General features: G+C 44.5%; 13 protein-coding genes and 1 pseudogene. 2 read left to right on the top strand and 12 right to left on the bottom strand.

From position 1 onward, the window contains the following. Positions 1-129: 129 nt before the first annotated feature. From COR50_RS10275 to COR50_RS22590, 3 genes and pseudogenes are all read right to left on the bottom strand, one after another. Positions 130-756: a hypothetical protein gene (locus COR50_RS10275; RefSeq protein ID WP_098193898.1), complete on the bottom strand. Its 627-nt coding sequence runs from the start codon at positions 754-756 to the stop codon at positions 130-132. Then, a pseudogene (locus tag COR50_RS10270) lies at positions 750-1112 on the bottom strand (DUF4329 domain-containing protein); the annotation flags it as partial. The gene COR50_RS10275 and the pseudogene COR50_RS10270, both read right to left, overlap by 7 nt. Continuing rightward, positions 1103-1594, bottom strand: coding sequence for an RHS repeat domain-containing protein (locus COR50_RS22590; protein WP_262496301.1), 492 nt, complete (start codon positions 1592-1594; stop codon positions 1103-1105). The pseudogene COR50_RS10270 and the gene COR50_RS22590, both read right to left, overlap by 10 nt. Positions 1595-2397: 803 nt before the next feature. Here COR50_RS22590 and COR50_RS10260 point away from each other — a divergent pair. Next, positions 2398-2751: a helix-turn-helix domain-containing protein gene (locus COR50_RS10260; protein ID WP_317044441.1), complete on the top strand. Its 354-nt coding sequence runs from the start codon at positions 2398-2400 to the stop codon at positions 2749-2751. Positions 2752-2801: 50 nt separating this feature from the next. On the opposite strand, the gene COR50_RS10255 is transcribed toward COR50_RS10260, so the two are convergent. Next, entirely contained in the window at positions 2802-3281 is a 480-nt protein-coding gene (locus COR50_RS10255) for a hypothetical protein (RefSeq protein ID WP_098193895.1), read from the bottom strand. 3 nt (positions 3282-3284) lie between these two features. Further along, positions 3285-4802, bottom strand: a complete 1518-nt coding sequence (locus COR50_RS10250; protein ID WP_232516346.1) for an RHS repeat domain-containing protein — start codon at positions 4800-4802, stop codon at positions 3285-3287. A 42-nt stretch (positions 4803-4844) separates the two neighbouring features. Between COR50_RS10250 and COR50_RS10245 the strand changes: the two genes are divergently transcribed. Next, on the top strand, positions 4845-5180 hold the full coding sequence (locus COR50_RS10245; RefSeq protein ID WP_098193894.1) for a helix-turn-helix domain-containing protein: 336 nt from the start codon (positions 4845-4847) through the stop codon (positions 5178-5180). A gap of 55 nt (positions 5181-5235) precedes the next feature. Here the strand turns inward: COR50_RS10245 and COR50_RS10240 are convergent, their stop codons facing one another. The 7 genes from COR50_RS10240 to COR50_RS10200 form a co-directional block, all read right to left on the bottom strand. Next, positions 5236-5673 (bottom strand): hypothetical protein, encoded by a 438-nt coding sequence (locus tag COR50_RS10240; protein WP_098193893.1) that lies wholly within the window; start codon positions 5671-5673, stop codon positions 5236-5238. Positions 5674-5678: 5 nt separating this feature from the next. Then, the gene (locus tag COR50_RS10235) at positions 5679-10100 is read right to left on the bottom strand and encodes a DUF6443 domain-containing protein (RefSeq protein WP_198405821.1); all 4422 of its coding nucleotides are present in this window, start codon (positions 10098-10100) and stop codon (positions 5679-5681) included. 268 nt (positions 10101-10368) lie between these two features. Further along, positions 10369-10572, bottom strand: coding sequence for a hypothetical protein (locus COR50_RS22300; protein WP_157760733.1), 204 nt, complete (start codon positions 10570-10572; stop codon positions 10369-10371). A 577-nt stretch (positions 10573-11149) separates the two neighbouring features. Then, the gene (locus tag COR50_RS10220; RefSeq protein WP_198405820.1) at positions 11150-14179 is read right to left on the bottom strand and encodes a hypothetical protein; all 3030 of its coding nucleotides are present in this window, start codon (positions 14177-14179) and stop codon (positions 11150-11152) included. 140 nt (positions 14180-14319) lie between these two features. After that, positions 14320-15807, bottom strand: a complete 1488-nt coding sequence (locus COR50_RS10215) for a hypothetical protein (RefSeq protein WP_098193889.1) — start codon at positions 15805-15807, stop codon at positions 14320-14322. 56 nt (positions 15808-15863) lie between these two features. Next, positions 15864-17063 (bottom strand): hypothetical protein, encoded by a 1200-nt coding sequence (locus tag COR50_RS10210; RefSeq protein WP_098193888.1) that lies wholly within the window; start codon positions 17061-17063, stop codon positions 15864-15866. A 721-nt stretch (positions 17064-17784) separates the two neighbouring features. After that, a complete protein-coding gene (locus tag COR50_RS10200; protein WP_098193886.1) occupies positions 17785-20904 on the bottom strand; it encodes an efflux RND transporter permease subunit in 3120 nt (1039 codons plus the stop codon). Positions 20905-20926: the final 22 nt, after the last annotated feature.

Below are 20926 nucleotides of genomic sequence, written 5' to 3'. Positions count from 1 at the left end.
CATGTCTACGCCCTACTGGACGCCTTTATCACCAAAATGAAGATTCAAGGGGTTTTGTAAATCCCGACAATCATAAAGCAAATAGCCCGCGCGATCCGCGCGGGCTATTTGCTTTAGCCATTTTTAAATTTAACGGCCTTTTGCGGTACGCAATCTAACATAGCGTTCAGCAAATTTGATTAACGGATCAAGATAATTGCGCAGCGATTCAGATGATAGACCTCCACTATCCCAACCTTCAATAACCTTGTATTTTTCACCTGATTTACTTTCCAGATACCAAGTCGCACCATCCATTGCTTCAGATACAGGTTCGGGAGAACTATCCCAGAACCTATATTGTTCCAGTGGGTTGGAAAACTGCCGCCAATTTTCCGGCTCCAACATTATCAGCGTATCTCGGATGATGGACAATTTTTCCTCCCTGCGGCCTAACTCCTTGATATTGGCATATACCGTATCTGAAAATCGGTTTATCCGGACTACTACCGGATTTTCAAATGATCTTAACCATACAAACCTAATAAAATCTCCATTGCCCTTGTATCCAGAAAAATCAGGCTCTTGTAATCTATATAGCACATCAGAACTCCATTCTGTAAAATCAAAATGGCTGGTATCCTGTGCAAAATAAATATGACCTGCACTATCGGGCACCATCGCGCTGAACTGATCCGTAACTGATAATTTCCGTTTAGATTGCTGTTTGCAACCCCAACATATTATCAGACTTAATACTATTGCTATTCTTACCATTTCCTCACCTTTAAAATATCAAATATATCTCTCCTTCCCACTAGAGCCATATCGTTCTTCGGTTCATTATTACTGAAGGGTAACGGACTAATCCCATTTGTTCTGGTTGCGTCCTTGGGATCGCTTGGTATATTAGTACCAACTACTTTGGTTTCGCCGCTTTTTACATCATAGTGCTTCAAAGAACCATTGGGGGTAGCTACATACCCATCGATACCTTTTTTCTGACTTATGCTGATATCTCTTTGAGAAAAGTTATTATCCAAATAAGCGTTACCTTCAGATGCATTACCATGCGTATGCACTGTTGCTTCTGGGGTTGTTCCTCCCGGTTCTTTACTAACTGCTACCGCAGTTTCCCCTGCTGCGTTTGGAACAGAATAACTGTAAAAAGTATTTCCCTTCTCATCTTTTGCGCATAAATAGTACTCCCATACTCACGCCCCTCCATTATTGAGTTATCATTATACAATTTTGCAAAATCTCTGGCAGCTTCTAACGGTGTTTTGAATTTATCCCCAGGATCTGCCACCCGCATCCCGTCAGGATCAATAAACCTGATCGGATTATCAAAAGCATAGTTATACGGAGACCATCTACGCATTGAATCCACCAGTGGATCAATCACATGCCATCTTCCGATCTGCACATCATACATCCGGGCTCCATAGTCATACCACTCCAAGCCGCTGCCGTTGCTGAACTCCTTATTCTGTAACTCCTTGCCGTTGTATTGGTACTTATTCTCCCGATTGTATAATGCCTTCTCGCTGATCCCCTGCATTGTCAACCCAAATGGATAATAATGCGTCTCCTCCAACACCGGACCGCTCTGCATCGCCACCGTCACGTTATCGAAGTAAACATCCTGCACGCTCTCGTTGCTCGTGTAAACGTACAGGAAGCCGCTCTTCTCCATCACCAGCTGGCCTTCCGCTAAAGTTTGCAGCTCGTCAGGGCTCGCGGCCACCTGCTTCACGCCGCTGTTGCCCTCCACCAAGTTAAACTTTTCATCGAACATCACGAAATCCAGGTAGGCTTTTGGCCGATCTGTATTATTATCACCATTATCGCGCTCCCGCAAACGCTGGTAGGCGTTGTTGTAAAAATCCGCTGTGATTGGGCTAGACCTGATCCCCGATCCCTTCAAGGCATTTTGGGGCGCCGCGCCGCCCAGCGCGTTCAGCAAGGCCGGCACGATATCCGTCTCGATATTAGCTGCCGCCTGTTCTTGGGGTGTGACCGATTTATAGAAAGCGTTCGCGGCGATGCTGATCGTATCTCCGGCCATCACCTTCAATACCAGCGAGGGACCGATCTTGCTGCCTTCCTTATTCGCATTCAGCTTCGCCTCCTGTTTGTTCGCAAGGCTAGCTGCCGGGTACGCCGAACGGCTCGCATCGATGTTGCTAAACAGCGCTGTTTCCACAGGGGCATTCCCCGTTTCCATCGTGGCAGTGTACATGCTGAAATCCGTCTGCTCCGTCAGTACCACCCGCACGTTCCCCAGGTGATCCTTCACGAAGTAATCGTACACGTAGTCCACGGGGTTACCTGCCGTGAATACCGCACGGATGCGGCCCTCCTCGTGGCTCGTGAACTGGAGCGTGTCGTTTTTGGCTTAAATCTGCCTTTTACTGCATTTACGGTACTATCCTGAACAAAATATCTAAGATCATAACTGAACTGCGCAAGCAAAAAGGCTGGTCACAAACAGACCTGGCTGTTGAGAGTAATGTATCCAGAGAGATTATAGGCAAGTACGAGCGCGGCGATGCCACACCCTCTATTGATTTTGCAAAGCGCATCGCGGACGCACTGGGGGTTTCGCTCGACTATCTCGTAGGGGAAGGGATTAACGCACACTTTGATAAAAAAACGCTACAGCGCATCCAGGATATTGAGAAGCTGGACGATGATACTAAAGAGAAGGTGTATTTCCTAATCGATAACGTTATCCAAAACGCTAAAGCTAAAAAGGCTTTTAATTCATAAAAACAGCCCGTGTGGGTTGCACGGGCTGTTAAAAATACACTGTATTGCTGCTACTCCCTTTCAAAAGAAAAAATATCTCCAGACTGCTTTGTACATAAAACATATAATTGATCAGGTATCCCCTCTTCAAAACTAATTTTTGTAGTTTGATTACACTCTCCGGATAGTTTAAAAATCAATTGGTTCTTCTCTATGCTATTAGGCAGATACCAAATTCCCCCAACCTCATATCTCCCTATATACTTATTGCTTTTATCAAACAATAATATCCGGCAAGATGCTCTTTGCGAGTCTTGATATAAACCAAATACGTAAGTGGAATTAATCACTTTGTAAACACTCCCGGACTTCGTTTTGACATTCCCAAGATATTTCAACCTGGTACTCCCTTGATCTTGCTTAAATAAAAACTCCTTGCCTATTATATTCTTCTGCAAGACCCTGTTTACATACGTAGTATCTTCTTGAGAATATAATTCTCTTGAAAGAAAAACAAAAAACAAAATAAAATAAAGTTTCTTTAAACTCATAAATCAATAATTTGATGACTCTGGTTTTTTAGATTCCTCTACCATCCTCAATACATTATCCTTATAACCAGCAGTTCCTCCACCATTATATTGTTCAACAGCATGCTCCCAGCCTTTAAAAGTAAATGATGATTTCCCTGTACTTTTATCATAGGAAACACCTCCCTTAAAGCCCTTCGTTGCCAAAATCCTAATCCCAGAATATAAAGAATTAGTCACACTAGGGGAACTTCCTTTCTCTAAAGAATAACTACTTTTCATCTTTCCCCCGCCCCAATCTCCAGGAACATTAGCTTGCATTATATCCGTAACTCCTGTTGTCCCTAAAGAGGATTCTTGCATTGCTACTGCCTTAACTAAAGTGGGGTTCAAGTCCGGAATATCCGTAACAGATTCCGTTGGTATCGGATTTCCCCCTTCTGTAACTAGGCCCAAAACCCCTCCATTCTTACCTTGATTAAAATAACCGGTACGTGCTGCAATAACATAATCATTCTCTTGATATTTAGCATCAGTTGTTGCCGCGCCTCCTGTGGTTCTATTTTGAATAACATTAGGCATAGGAACCTCTTTCCAACCAGCCGAACTTTTTGAAGGGTCTGCCGCTTGAGCAGAAGACTGGATATATGTTTTGAACTCGGTATTACTTTTCACTCTATACGCCTCTTGCCCATTCAGGTTAAAATACACTATATCAGTTGGCCCCATACCATCAGGATCAATAAACCTTACCGGATTATCAAACGCATAGTTATACGGCGAGTGCCTGCGCATCTGTTCTGCAAGGGGGTCAATCACATGCCACCTCCCAATCTGCGCATCATACATCCTAGCCCCATAATCATACCACTCCAATCCACTGCCTCCATTACCCGCAAATTCCTTGTGCTGCAACTCCTTCCCATTAAACTGAACGCGGTTTTCAGGGTTGTAAACTGCTTTACTCGATATCCCCGCCATCGTCAATCCGAATGGATAATAATGCGTCTCCTCCAGCACCGGCCCGCTCTGCATTGCTACCGTCACGTTATCGAAGTAAACATCCTGCCCGCTCTCGTTGCTCGTGTAAACATACAGGAAGCCGCTCTTCTCCATCACCATCTGTCCCTCCGCTAGCGTTTGCAGCTCGTCGGGGCTCGCGGCCACCTGCTTCACACCGCTGTTACCCTCCACCAAGTTAAACTTTTCATCGAACATCACGAAATTCAGGTAGGCTTTGGGGCGGTTTGAATGGTCATCACCGTTATCGCGCTCCCGCAAACGCTGGTAGGCATTGTTGTAGAAATCGGAAGTAATCGGGCTAGACGCGATACCAGATCCCTTCAAGGCATTTTGGGATGCCGCGCCGCCCAGCGCGTTCAGCAAGGCAGGCACGATATCCGTCTCGATATTGGCTGCCGCCTGTTCTTGGGGTGTGATAGATTTATAGAACGCGTTCGCGGCGATGCTGATCGTATCTCCGGCCATCACCTTCAATACTAAGGAGGGGCCGATCTTGCTACTTTCGTTATTTGCGTTCAACTGTTAACCCCTGAATTTACAGGGCATTTAAAGCACTTTTTTATGACTTTTGGCGAACGCATTGCCCTGCAGCGTAAGCAGCTTAAAATATCCCAGGACGAACTGGCTAAAAGAGTGGGAACATCAGCGCCCATTATTGGCCGCTATGAGCGTGGGGAGATAAAGCCTTCTATCGAGATGGCTAAAAAAATAGCCGATGAACTGGGCGTTACGGTGGATTACCTCATTGGTGGCTCTACCAGCATGGTACTGGATAAAAAATTACTTAAACGCATTGAAGATATTGAAGCCCTGCCTGATGAGGAAAAAGAAAAAATTTATTACTTCATTGATATGGCGATCACCTATAACAAAACTAAAAAAGCATATTCAAGATAAACAGTAAAGCCGCTGGCATCACGCCAGCGGCTTTACTGTTATGAGATAAAAATCGTTATTCAAATTTGACAGCCAAGTCATACGGCTCCAGGCCATGTAATATTGGATTACCAAGCTTCCTTACTTTAACACTATTTACCAATATCTTCAACGCATTAATTATCTCCTGTGTTTTAGCGCTATCCTTATCTGATACATAGTTATAAATAGTATTGCCTCCGTCATTAATTCTGGCAGAAATAATTTCAAACCGTTCTACTTTTGACGCTGTATCAATAAATATTCTAATTGCCCCAACACCATTAGAACCTTGAGGAAAGATATTAGGGCTAACTTTGACAACCCGGTTATAGTCTATCTCAAAATGAGACGGCACTATTGGGTCTATAATTGTATCCCCACTCTTTACAGCTGCTTCATTTATAACTTCTTTGCCGGATTGGACACAACCAAAGCTAAAGCCTGTTATCATCAATACTATTACGGATTTCATGAGTACTATTTTTCTCTTATTAATGGGAAAAATTTAAATATAACAGATCCTTGTTGATTGGGCAGTAGCATAGGGTCGTTATTATAAAGACCTGTTACGTTTGACGTGCTTCCTTTCTTGAAGCTCATAAGTGCATTAAAATAATTAATATAAGTATTATAAGTGACATCTTTTGCATAATACAATAAGTAATTAAAGGCCTGCCCATACATTGCACCCGCATTATTATCCATTCTTGCAGGAGGTTGGAGACCACCCATAGCACTACCATTTACTATTGCATTCATTGCTACAGCCTGCCCAAATAAGTATGCCCCTACTTCATTATTTACAGATGCACCGCTTTGTTTATTCTCATGCTGATAACCGTGGAACAATTCATGCGCCGTATTCTCTAATTTCTGTATACCAGGAGTATTTTTCATTAATGCTCCAGCCAAAATCTTACCTCCGCCAGCAGCATTCTCCTGGAACTGTAATGCGTCTATTTCTTTTCCTCCCTTCGTAGGGGTTTTATTCATAAAATCAAATTTATTCTCAGAACCGGAAAGAGTGGTTAAGACCTCCTTGCCTATTTCAGTTGAGTTCATTTGATTTAATGTCTTCAGTACGGTAGACACAAACTGATCCTTCCCCTTATACTTACTACCATCTTCATTATACAATCTTCCATTGTCGTAACGAGCTTTCTGATTATCTCCATAATATACCCAAATCTCCTTGCCATTCGGATCAACAAAGAGTATAGGACTATTATTAGCATAGCCATAGGGAGAATAACCTATATACTTGTCTGCCATCGGGTCCTGAACATGCCACCGCCCTATCTGTTGATCATACATCCTCGCCCCATAATCATACCACTCAAGCCCTGATCCATCCCCGAACTCTTTACTCTGTAGTTCTTTCCCATTGTATTTCAAACGGTTCTCCGGATAATTCGCCCCCTTCAACGCATTCGAACTTATCCCCGCCATGGTCAGCCCAAAAGGATAATAATGTGTCTCCTCCAACACCGGCCCGCTCTGCATCGCCACCGTCACGTTATCGAAGTAAACATCCTGCCCACTCTCGTTGCTCGTGTAAACGTACAGGAAGCCGCTCTTTTCCATCACCATCTGCCCTTCCACTAAAGTCTGCAACTCATCGGGACTCGCTGCCACCTGCTTCACGCCGCTGTTACCCTCCACCAAGTTAAACTTTTCATCGAACATCACGAAATTCAGGTAGGCTTTGGGGCGGTTTGAATGGTCATCACCGTTATCGCGCTCCCGCAAACGCTGGTAGGCATTGTTGTAGAAGTCGGAAGTAATCGGGCTAGACGCGATACCAGATCCCTTCAAGGCGTCCTGGGAGGCCGCGCCGCCCAGCGCGTTCAGCAAGGCAGGCACGATATCCGTCTCGATATTGGCTGCCGCCTGTTCTTGGGGTGTGATAGATTTATAGAACGCGTTCGCGGCGATGCTGATCGTGTCTCCGGCCATCACCTTCAATACTAAGGAGGGGCCGATCTTGCTACCTTCGTTATTCGCGTTCAACTTCGCCACCTGCTTGTTCGTGGAACTCGCCGCGGGGTAACCGGAAGGGTTCGCCGAACGGCTCGCATCGATATTGCTGAACAGCGCGTTTTCTGTCGCCGCGTTTTCCGTTTCCATCGTGGCCGCGTACATGCTGAAATCCGTCTGCTCCGTCAATACCACCCGCACGTTGCCCAGGTGATCCTTGACGAAGTAATCGTACACGTAATCCACCGGGTTCCCCGCCGTGAACACTGCCCGGATGCGGCCCTCCTCGTGGCCCATGAACTGGAGCGTGTCGTTTTGGTATACCGAACCGCCCAGGTAGTCCGTCACCGTAACCTTCGCGGGGCTTACCGTGTTGTCCGTTACCGTCTTGCGCAGTTTCATCCCGGAAGCATCGTAGCGGTAACTGATCGTGCCCTTACCCGTTATGTGGATATACTCCGGCAGGTTTAAAATATTATAACGGATGCTGTCGATCTCCTTGTTCGCGTCGTAGCGCAGGTTACCGTTCGCATCGTAATCGTAATCCGTTGCCTGCCCACTATTCGCCTCCTTGAAGTCACCCAGCGTGGAGGACGGGTCGTTCACGGCGTCCGTGACGCTCTTCAGCTTGTTCGAGTTCGCGTAGTAGCTGTACGACAGCTCATCGACCGGGCTGCTGGCGCTGCCCTTCAAACCTTCCCGCGATAGCGACAGGATATTTCCGTTTCCATCGTATCCGAGGTTGGACACGCTGAAGTCAATACCAGCGGAGGTATTCCAAGCGCCGCCCGTGTATTGCGTAAAATCAGCCTTCTTTAGCCGGTTGGCCATGTCGTAGCCGAAACCGTAGGAGCGCTGTTCGTTATCACCCGCGCTGCGCCAGGTAGTACCGCTGATATTGCCGTTGTACTGGTTGTCCGTGTAGCCGTGATCGTAGTAAAGCTCCATGCCGAAGTAATTTCCACCGCTGCCACTGGAAGCGTAGTCCCTGTTGATGCCATCCATCCAGCCGCGGATGTTGTAACTGTAGTCCAGCGTCTCCAGGCCATCGCCCAGTTCCTTGGTCTTCAACTGCCCCAGCGCGTCGTAGGTCAGCGTGTCGATGCGCTTCAACTCTCCCGCATCGTTGAGCTGCTTGTACACCGACAGCAGCCTGCCCGAGTGGTCGTAGCGCATCCTCGTCAGCACCTTCAGCTCCGACACCGCGCTGCTGGATTGGTTCAACTGGTGCAGGTAGCTACCCAGTACCTTGCCGCTGAAATCGTAGCGGTTCGTCACGTAATCGACGCCACCGGAAACGTTCGTATTTGCCACCTGTATCACGCGCCCCTTGTCGTCGTAGTAGGTCGAGGTTGCCAACCATTGGTCGGTGCCTAGCACCCGCGTCATCATCCCGGTAACTAGGCCCTTCGTCTTCGCGCTCGCGGCGCTAACCGTTTCGGGATACTCGCTGCTCTGCGCCGGGATCTTGGACAGGTAACCGGTTCGGAATGGATGCTTCCCGTTGTATGTATAATCATCGTAAAACGTGAACGTGAGGGGGTACAACTGCGCTGGGTCCAGGTCGGGGAGCGGGTTCGTTACGTTCACCGTCGCTGTGTAGGCATCGCTACCCGTATCGACAAAAGCTTCCATCATGCCGTCGGCCTCGAAGCCGGGCAGGAAGCTGATCGAGTGGCTCGCCTTGTATTCTGTCCTGCCATCATGCAGGCTCACCGATAAATCGGCGGGGAGCGGTACGCCGTAGCTGACCTCTTCCGTACTAGCCGTTGCCGTATCCATGCCAGCTTGCAGCGTTGCACGGCTGGCACTGCTGCTGTAGAGCGCCGTTTCCACGGGGCGGTTCAGCCCATCATAGAACGTTACGAGCCATTGTCCTTTGCCAGCCAGGTTGCCATCGCGGCTGAAAACCAGCCGGTCGCGCTTGTCGTAAACCATCTCCGCCGTCGCGCTGCCGGGGACCTTCTTCGTCACCATGCGGTTGCGCCCATCATAGCCATAGGAGAAGCACAGCTCGTTACGGAGCGTGTTATCAGCAAGGCTCCAACCCGGCTTGATCGCTTCCACCGCCTTCGGCGGGATTACGAACACCAGGCGGCCCAGATCATCGTATATATAGTAAGTACACAACCAGCCCGTGTAGGCATGGTTGCTAGTATCTATCGCCACTTTCTTCAAGATCACCTGCCCCGATTTATCTTTGTACGTGACCACCTTGTTACCATTCTCATCGGTGACTTCATCCCTGTACAGCGTGTTGGCGGCATAGTAACCACCGCTCACCGGGTACTGCCCGCTGCCGGTATTCCAGATCACCACGCTATCGCCGGGCGTGTTGAAACCGTAGCCGTTGCTTATACCGCGGCCGCTACCGCCCCAGCTATTGCCGGGTGCCAGTGTTTTTAGCACGCGGTTCAGCGGTGAGGCTTCGAAAACCGTCTCCGAGTAATAGACCTGCTCCCCGGGGTACTGTTGCCCCATGAAGGTAGCCTGCTCGCTAAAAGGTGATGTCTTGAAGCTGCCATCGCTGCCGGGAGAAACGTAGGGTAAGTACTTGAAACGTTCCCGCCCCATCTCGTCGTAGATTACCGGCGAGACCAGGTCTTGCTTGCCGGGACTCACCTGCCAGCCCACCGTTTGGATAGGGCGTCCCAGGCCATCGAAGTACTGTGTCGAGCGCCTGAGCTCTTCCACGGTAGAAAGGTTCGCCACCGAAGCAGCATCGCTGACCGGTTTATTGGGCTCGTAAACGCGGATATAGTTAAGGTTCGTGCCGCCGCTATAAGCAGTAGGCAACGGCCTCGCCGTAGAGGCGGGTGCAGTTGAACCGTTAGGGATATTCTGTGCCGAGCTTTCCAAGGGGAATAGCCAGGCCAATAGGATTGTGAGAGCGGTTAACTTGGGTAAATATTTTTTGATCATATCGGGATAGAGGGTAAATCGAAATAGAGACAATAAACTAAGCAAAGGAAGCTGCTGAATTTTCTTTAAAATCTTAGAAACACACTTGGGAATAACCCGGCTACAAATATTGCATCCCGTGCTGAGATAAACCACTTCAACCAAGACTATTGAATAAAATATTTTATCGACCATAAGGAGTATTTTCATATCTTGAAAACTAAAGTACCAAGTAGAACCACTTCACCTTTATAAAAAATAAGTGCGGACACCATAAATACGCTTCAGGTTATTCTATAGATACTAACTGTACTTTTTTCCTTTTATAGGTAGAGAATAATACAGAATCAGCAATTATAATCCTGTAGAGCGAATCGCGTCTATTCTCTATTGATTGAAATAAGACCTGGATAGAATCAATATTTGTATGTTGCCTTCTCGCTTCATATTTCAGCTCTTGCAGGCTTATATTAACATTATAGATTCTCTTCATTTTTTCCCTTGTAAGCCCAAGTGTATCCATCATCTTACGAGCTATGCGTTGTTGTTGAACCATTGATTGGCTATACAATCCAGAGTTTAAACAAGTTATAACAACAATTGACATTATAATAATCTTCATAACTAATTCATATTAAAACTTAATTAATCACCGAAGTAACATGCCCCGGGTGTATATTTCCAATAAGTTTGTGACCACGTACCATCACTCCATTCGTAATGGTAGAAGCACTTCCAAGCTTGAGCGCTTTCATCATATTCAGAGGATGTATAAACTGTAATACCAGTTTCACACACATTATCAATACATTTTTTTCCTTCCCCATTACAGTTAACCTCGCATGGTATAGGACACAGTAGTGGATTTGTCCCCGTTTCCACCCATCTCACTGCATTATAAGTTGGCGAACACGGGTTTATATCTCTCTGTTCCTGTTCAACAATACCTGTATAATAACCATTTGTACCTTCTTGACAACGTTGAGACGTAGCAGTATTTACCCAGCTCGGGGATGTTGTTATGCACCCGCAATCAGTAGGGGAACTAGACAGGCTATAACATATCCGTTTTATAACTTACCCTCGTTATCGACAACAATGGATAGTCTTCCTATATTATCATACCAAAAGTAAATAGCCCTCCCGTTCGGGGCAGTTTCGCTCGTCATACCGGTTAACGGTGAAAACGTATAAGCACTAACATGTGTTGCGGGTAGACTCGATCGTATAGCGTTTAAATGGTTTAGCAATACACCATCATTGGCCGGGAAATCAAGAATTTCTTGGTCAAGATAAGGCTCCACTTCGTTGTATGTAGCACCAACAATTTTAGCAACTGGATATTCACCACGGTAACCCCACAATATAGTTTCAGGAATATCCCCATCAATATTAACCTGTGTTGGATTCGCGTATTCATCATAATTGCCATAATGAACCTTGGCTTCATAATTGGGATCTATTTCAAGCGAGCCGGAATTGATATGAGATTGAATAAAACTTGTATTCCCCTCCTGTACTTTCAAACGATCCTGCTCTTTCAATACAATTTTATCATTAGGTAGCTGTTGATACTTATTGACAAATCCTGCCGTGGTGAATTCTAATGCCCCGTGCTTAATAGTCTTCCATTTCTCTACAACACTCGTTTGCATATTATAGCTTAACAAGGAATCTAAGATACCATTACCTGTATAGCTGCTACCTGGTTGAATATAATCGGCAGGGTATTTATTATAAACCTTTATTGGCTCCCCATTACTATTCGAGTAGGTAATAATTGAGGGCTGTTGGTGGATAATGTTATTATATTCAAATGAAACCGTATCGCTCAAGTACACCCCTTCATCCAACTCATCATAATTCCGGGTAATAGTCCGGGTTAAGTAATTATCATCGGTCTCGTAGTAAATATTGTAATATGTCCAATCATCGGAAGCAATTGTTTCAGTGGGGGGCCAATATCCCATCGTTATATCGTAAACATTTTCTGTAACATTGTTCTTGTGCAATAATAACCCTCCAAATCTGCCTTGCAGCCCATCCAAGCTGGTTGCATTGTATACATTCTCCGTTTCCTGTACCTTTTGGAAACTACTACTTCCCGAATTCTTATAAATTGTTTTCTTTAATAATTGTCCACGGTTGATTGCGTTTGAAACGACAAATGCAAGTGATCCTGAAAATCCATAAAAGTGATCAACAGCGTCCCTAAATTGATAAACAGTCTTCCCGTTAGATTTAGAATTGACATTATCATATATGTACTCGGTAACGGTAGAGTATACAACAGGAATTCCATCGGTACCCGATACACCTACAGTTGGATTTGAAAAATAATTTCGACGCCTTTTGGTTGCACTTAAAATCGGTCCTGAAGATATAAACGCCGGTTGGTCATTAGTAGCACAATGCATTTCATTGTAATAATACTTGCACTTCTGTTCATCGTAAAAAAAGTAGTCAGCGATAAAAAAGTTAGCCCTGCCATAGCCTGATTCACCTTCGCCATATTTATATTTTTTAACTACGGGGTCACTACCTAATCCTGTATAACTTGATATGGATTTAACCCTAAGTCCGCCTGCCAATTTCATGTTATCGTTATCATCCTTGTAACGGTTTAATTCGTATTCAAAATCTGTAAATCCACCGGTCGGAAAATAAATCCTTTTCAATATTCCGGCTTGTGCATAAGACTCGTTCGGTTCCCTTGCCCCCGTTGTACCAATTGTAACCTGTGTAGTACTCCCCCCAACAAGCGTAGGTTTTACATCGATTGTCCGGCCCGGGATAGTGGTTTGACTATTACTACCATTATAATAACCCCATAAATCTTTAGCAGTACTGGCATTGGCAGATGTATTAACGTATGCAGCCGGTAAACTAGAACTGGTATTATATTCCAATTTATACTTAGAGCTCACTAGGCCATCACTACCATTAATAGTTATAGAATCTAATCGCAATCTTTTGGAGTTAGCATTTGTTCCACTTATAAAATAACTATGGTGCAAATTAATTGTACGGATCAAGCGTTCCGCGACATTGTACCCTTTTTCATATACCTTAATGGCTGCTAAAGCCATATTGCTATTAGTAGCGCCAAAATCTTGCCTTACAAGCGAATCAAGTATAAATACGACCCGGCCATTCTTAAAATTAATCTCGTTTATATCTTTAGAAAATGTTGTGCTTTGAGAAAATGTAGATGAATAGTCACTCGAGTACGTATAACCAGTGAACCCATCCGCGGTGGTACATCCGCCAGAGGGAATATCAATATTATCAATATAATCATCAACGACCCAGGTATCGCTTCTTTCATAAGGACCATTATTAGATTGGCTACTATAGCTAAAAGAAATGGTATCCAATTTTGTAGCTGAAACGATTGAATTTAACACCCACGATGATGTATAAAAATCAGTTCTTCCCCCATAATCATCGCCCCTCCAAAAACTGGACACTTCCGTATCATAAAATGAGAACTGGTTACCCCCTTGATCAAACACCCTGAATCCTAAGCCCGGAATATTTAACCGCTCTATCTTTACCGGGCTATACGGAATTAAGACCGGTGAAAAACTGCTATCAGTATCGAAATAGAATTTCCCGCTCATTCCAGGGAGGTTATAAGAATAAATATCTGCACCAAAGTCAACTTCTCCTTTATTTAAACGCACCAGGTAATTATAATCAGCGGATGCTCCGCTGGTTGTTTGATATGGATCCAAATCCAATGATTTCCTTGTCGCTCCAGATAGATAACCGTATGTTGGAATTTCATCTGGCAAACCAACCAACTGCCTACTTACATTTCCTCCAACATCCAAGGCCCAACCTGAGCCCACCCAACTCGGGTAATCGTATATCCTAATGCCTGAAGCATGGTAAACAAGGCTAATAGGGATTTCCAGTCCTCCTGATTTAATTGTGTACAAGGGAATAGAAATGTTGGGTACCCCAGAAAATAGACTGACATCATAATCACCGAATTTATCGAGGATCGCCGTGTTTGGTGATTTAACTAAATAAGAAGGTTTTTGAGGGGATTCATAATAATTATTTTGTGCTCGAACATTCATAAAAATTGACATCCAGAGAATTAACTGGAACCCAAATGATTTATATGGGAATTTTAATCTGCTCTTAAAGTACATACTGCCGACTTTAATTGTTTTATTACTAATACTCCTAATAATTTTTGTTATATGCGAATATGTCCAAGTTGCACTCATCACCTCGTATAACTCACCCTAAACACCACCGGGCTCCTCCCTACTTCCTGCTGCGCGTACAAAATATCATACAGCAACATCATACTTCCCTTCAGCTTCTTGCTCACTTTAAATTTCTTACTGATCCCGATCAGACCGCTCGCTTGCCAATTACTCAACCCTTGTAGTTGCTCGATACGATCAAAACGGCTCAGGTAATTTTGTTCATAACCACCGTTGATATAAAAACTACCTTTCAGTTTCCAATCGATGAAAGATCGGAAACCTACGCCTTCATGGCTCAGTGCCAGGTGATCCAGACCGCTACCCAAACCTAGTTTATAGGCCGCACCAATACCGAGGCTCCCTTTCTTATGAAATTTATATGCAACTTGCCCGGCGATATCGCTGGTCGTGGGGAAAACGCCGTTCGATTTTTGAAACTGTATATTGCCGCCGAACTCCAGCCTTTGTAAGAAGCTCTTGCTTTTTAAATCCTTGGGTTTAAAATTGGGCATCTCGGCTGCATTGTCCGAGCCGGGGAATTTATCCTTCAGTTCATTCATCTGGTCGCGGGCTGCTTGCATTTGTTGACTGATTTGCGAACGACCTTCAGCAGTGGCGCCCGCTAATCTTTCTTGGATCAACGATTCCACCTGGGCGCGTGTTTGCAGGCCTTCCAAGTTAGCAGGATTAGCATTCGCCTGCATATTGAACAGGGATGCTAAGGCGGAGTTTTGTGCCATGAAGTTGTTGAAGGCTTTAGTTTTTTTCAGCATCTCCAGGGCTTTTTGTTCCACTTTCTTTTTATCCTTGAATAATTCTTTGTACTCGTTAATCTTCTGCCCATAGTAATAGGCTTCCTTGTTCAATTTGCCGAGGTCTTTACTCCAATCAGTGTATTTAGTGGCATAAGATTTTAATTCGTTTTTCCGCTCTTGTAAATACTTCTTGATATTACCAACATCATTCAGTCGACCTTTTAATGCTTCTACTTTTTCAAATGCATCGCTGACTTGGTCTTTATACTTCCCGGCTTCTTTCATAAAACCGATGCTGTTGCTCAACGTATCGAAATAGCTGAAATAATCCCCTTTTAATGCCCCGGTATATTTTGCTGCCTTGCCGGATAGTTTTGATTTCAATTGCTTCAGCGAATCGATGGACTTATTGAACATATTATTCGCTGCAACGGAATCGACCTTGGCCATTTTGGCTTTTAACTTCTCTTCCGTTTTAATGAAGACGTCCAAAGACTGCTTCGTTTCCTTGACCAGTTGCTGATCCAGCTTATCCATCTTCTTCTTCACTGTGGATACGTACGATTTCGGTACTGCGGACAGGCTATCGATCGCGGATTGCGTTTCGCTAAGCTGTTGTTGCGCGAATAAGATCCTTGGGAGGAATATTAATAATAAGATCGCCCAGGATAGCGGAAGGTATGGATTCCGCAGAAATTTAAATGTATTTGGGCTATTCTTATAATTACGATTTGTATTCGTTTTCAATATGCATCGTTTTTTATGAAGAAGAGTAGTGGGAGCTTTCCCCCGCCGGTTTCGGATTATTGATGATGCTTTAATGCTAGTACTTCTTTCTTTAAACGTTGATTCTCTTCTTTTAGAGCATCTATTTCCTTTTGATGTTCTATCAGGTATAGGCTAATTTCTTCTACTTTTTGTAATAGCTTCTTATTGATGTCGGCTACGTCAATGCCATCCTTTGCTACTTCTGTGGCTGATGGAATGCCGGGTAAATGTTGGTGTTTTTGGATGTATTGCTCCAGTTCATACAAACTAGGGAATCGGTAGCCCGGCTCAAATACGAAATCACTCCAACCACCTGATAATACCTTGACTTTTTTCGCGGTAATGGTACCGTTTACAGATAATAATGATTGCGGGCTATTGGTGCCAATGCCTACGTTTCCATTAAAATCTATGGCCATTCTTGCATATCCCCTGGTCATGAATTTTATCCCTGCATAAGCGCTTAACCAATAGGACATACCGGCGGTTGCCCAAGAGGTATCCAGCGTATATTGAAAGCCGTAATGCGGCATGGTTTTGCCTTTATATACGAAGTTGTCATTCAAAGCATAACCGAAAAATTTATCACGCTTCATTTCAAAATTTCCGAAGGTGTAATGATCTCCCAATTTATCGGTATAGGGCATCGGCCTTGTTACATTATTTACGAAATCAAAATTCTCGTTTCCATAGGCTACTTCTTTGATAAAGCCTGTTGGCGCCGTCTTCGTTTGATCATAAGGCCATTCGTTCCGGGGGTTAAAATTGGTAAAATCCGCTACCGTGCGCATGAATATATGCCCCCATTTATTATTCGATGTTACCCACAATTCATTATTATAAACATAAAACTTACCGGCATTTGGATTACCCGAAGTACATTTTATATGAATACCACCAAATCGATTAGTTACATTTTCAAACTTGGAAATATGCACGAGGTAAGTACCTTGATAATCTGCATAGTTAGGATCGGCCTCTATACTGATCTCTAATAGAGTATTGTACCTGTGGGAAGGATCATTGATTTTGGCTATTTTATAATAGTATAGCGCATAATCATTGAAATTGTCATTGGTCACACCAATATTTATCCAATTAGTAGGATTATATGGGAGAACCGTATCTCCAACAAATGCGGCTTCATTAGCCCGATTAGAAATACCTGCTGCATTATTGGCATGGCTAACAAACAGGCTCAACATACATAATAAACTAAAGCTCAAACGCTTCATATAGATATAGGTTACATACGCAGTGGATAGTTCTTGCTTGCATCTCCTCCCGATGCATCTCTACAATTTATTATTGTATTTCATGGGAAAACACGATTTCTACCGGGGGATTATTATGGGAAACAATCTTTTTTATTTCACTGGTATAGGTTAAAGGTAAACTTGGTTTTAATTACGATACAATGTTACTCATTTTTTTTAATAATAAAAATCTATTATTGTCTGACTCAATTTTCAATGAATAAATTATCGTCTCCACTTAAGTTCGATGCAATGTATTCCTCCTCGTTTCTTGTATTTTTTTGCTTGCCCAAAAAAAGTACCAAAAAAGGGCACATATTGGCCATCACGGCCGCCAATTTGATCGCGCGATCCAGCTTTTGTACTACTGTATGGCCTAGCTGCCGTTCGCTATCAACGGTGCGAAATTCCACGGTTGTTTTGGCGGGGCTACCCGGGATTTTGAATATATCTTGCTTCGCTTATATTTTTGATCAGGTAAGGAATTCTAGTGCGTTTAAAGCAATTGTAGGCCGGACAACAATGCAATTGTAGGCCGGACAACAATGAATAAATATCTATTTCTGCCGCGCCTCTTTAGGAACCGGGGAAATAGTTTTCCACAGGATTCTAAATAAAGCCGGTACGGTATCCACAAAAAATGGCGCGGGCAGATGCCCACGCCGTCTGATAGAATTGATATAGCGGTGTATAACGAAAACTACTTTTCCTGTTGTTGTAATATCCTTTTATAGATCCAGTAGAATAATAATGGAAATATGAAAAGGGCAAATACCGTATTCGTGATCAATCCACCGATCACCACCCTGGCCAAGGGCTTCGCGGTTTCCGAACCGATCCCTTTGCTGATCGCCGCCGGCAACAGACCGATCGCCGCCATCATGGCCGTCATCACGACGGGACGGGTACGCATTATCACGGCTTGGCGAATGGCTTCCCTCAATGAAAAGTTGGCTTGATGTTGCATTGCCCGGGTATTGGCTTTGAAGGTACTTAGCAAAATCACGCCGTTTTGTACGCAAATGCCGAACAGCGCTATGAACCCGATACCTGCCGCGATGCTAAAGTTCATCCCGGTGATCCACAATGAAAAGATACCACCGATGATTGCGAACGGAACATTTCCCAATACCAGTAAAGCATCTTTCACTTTACCAAACAACATAAATAAGATCAGGAAAATAATGGATAAACTAATCGGAACGACTTGTCCCAATCGTTTTGTAGCACGTTGCTGATTCTCGAAATCACCCGCCCATTCAAGGTTGTAACCTTCCGGTATTGTCACCTGCTCCTTCACTTTAGATTGCGCCTCTTCGATTGTGCTGCCCATATCTCTTCCCCTGATGGAGAACTTGATGGCGCCGTAGCGTTGGTGCTTATCCCTGTAAATAATACTCGGCCCGGTGATATGTTGCAATGTGGCAATCTCCTTGATCGGCACCTTGTTGCCGCGTATCGTTGGTATCATCAGGTTGCCGATCGCTTCTTCATTTTCCCTGAAGCTTTCGGGATAGCGGATCCTCAAATCGAAATATCGCTCCCCTTCGTAGATTTTAGTAGCCGCTTTACCACCGATAGCCATCTCTATTACCGAGTTAGCATCTTCAGTCGTAACGCCGTACATGGCCATCTTTTGCTGATCCAGGTTGATGCGTAGTTCCGGCTGACCTAAATTCCTGAGGATCCCCAGGTCCTCGATACCGGGAACGGTTTTCAATACTTTCTCGACCTGTTCCTCCGTGTGTTCGATCACTTTGTAATCGTCCCCGAACATCTTTACAACCAGTGATCCTTTTACACCGGAAACGGCTTCTTCCACGTTATCCATGATGGGTTGCGAGAAGTTCAGGGAAATGCCCGGTAAGTCTTCCAGGTTCTTTTGCATACTTGCAATTAATTCTTCCTTGCTCATCCCGCTTTTCCATTCTTTTTGGGGATAAATATCTACGTGAAATTCTATGTTATAAAAACCGGTGGCATCCGTACCATCGTTGGGTCTACCGGTTTGAGACAATACTTGTTTTACTTCCGGGTAATTCAATAATCGCTTCCGGATCGTATTGGCCACTTTTACGGATTCGTCTAACGAGGTGCTTAACGGTCCCGTGGCACGAATATATATTGAGCCCTCGTTTAGCTCCGGCAAAAATTCCGTTCCCAGGAATTTAAAACAATATAATCCCGATCCCAAAACGATCAGGGTTACGATACCGGCGATCTTTTTATTTCTAAAACAGAAATCGAACCCATTGCTCACCCTTTTCAACAGCCATTCGATAAAAATATTATGCTTCTCGCGAACATCATTCTTCAATAAAACGCTTGCCATCGCCGGTACCAACGTAAAGGTTAATATCAATGCACCCAGCAAGGCAAAACCTAAAGTCCAAGCCAAGGGAGAAAACATCTTCCCTTCTACTTTCTCGAAAGAGAAAATGGGTAATAAACAAGTTATGATAATCAACTTGGCGAAGAAAATGCTCTTCCCGTTTTCCAGGCTGGCCTTCCGGATCAACCCCAGTTTGCTAATCTTGTTAAAGCGATCCATTCCCACGTGCTTGGCCTTGTGATCCAACAACACAAATATTCCTTCCATCATCACCACGGCCCCATCGATTATAATACCGAAATCAATCGCGCCCATCGATAATAAATTGGCGCTCATTCCTTTCAGTTTTAAACAGATAAAGGCAAATAACAAGGATAAAGGAATAACCACTGAAACGATCACCGTGGTGCGCCAATCGGCCATGAAGACGAACACGATCACCGTAACGAATACGATCCCTTCCAACATGTTATGCAAAACGGTATGCGTGGCAAAGCCGATCAGGTCTTCACGGTTGTAAAATGGTTTGATCTGTACATCCGGTGGTAAAATCTTGGAATTTAACTCCGATACCTTTTCCTGCAACGCGGCAATGACCGGCGCGGAACGTTCCCCTTTGCGCATCACCACGATACCTTCCACCACATCATGATCCCTATCCCTACCAACTTGTCCTAACCTGGGTAATGCGTCAACTGCCACGGTGGCTACATCTTTCACTAAAATCGGAACATCGTTAATATGATCCACGATGATGTTCTTAATCTCTTCCACGTTGTTCAAAACACCGATACCACGCACCACGTAAGCCTGCCCGTTTTTCACGATCACGTCGCCACCCACGTTGATATTACTTTTAGATAAAGCTTGATACATCTCTTGTGCTGTAATTCCATATTGCACCGCCTTATCCGGGTTCATGGTAACCTGGTAGATTTTTACCGAACCGCCGAAGCTCACGATATCCGCCACGCCGGGTACTGCCAGTAAATTCTTTTCAACCACCCAATCCTGGATCGTTTTTAATTCCTGTACATCCCTGCTGTTGCTCTCCAAGGTATAGCGGTAAATCTCGCCCGTTGGCCCGTAAGGGGGTTGAATCTCCGGTTCTACCCCTTCGGGCAAGCTGGCTGAGCTTATATTGTTATTGATTTGAATCCTCGCATCCGTATCGTTTACGTCATCATCAAAAATTACTTTTACTACCGACAAACCAAACAATGATGATGAACGGATAAATGTTTTACCCTGTGCCCGGTTCATCGCGATTTCAATAGGCCTGGATACGAATTTCTCCACTTCCTCGGCGCTTCTTCCGGGCCATTGGGTAATAATAGTAACGGAGGTATTCGTCACATCCGGGAATGCTTCGATACCTATTGCCTTATAGCTCGTATATCCCAATACCGCCAACACTGCCGCTACGAAGAAGATGAAGTATTTATTACGCAGCGAAAATGCCAATACTCTTTTTATCAATTTGTTCATCTGGTATTTCTTTTTTATTCCG

This window comes from Chitinophaga caeni, from assembly GCF_002557795.1.
GTDB lineage: Bacteria > Bacteroidota > Bacteroidia > Chitinophagales > Chitinophagaceae > Chitinophaga > Chitinophaga caeni.
The sequence above is the reverse complement of the archived record's forward strand: the minus strand, read 5'-3'. Positions and strand labels throughout refer to the sequence as shown.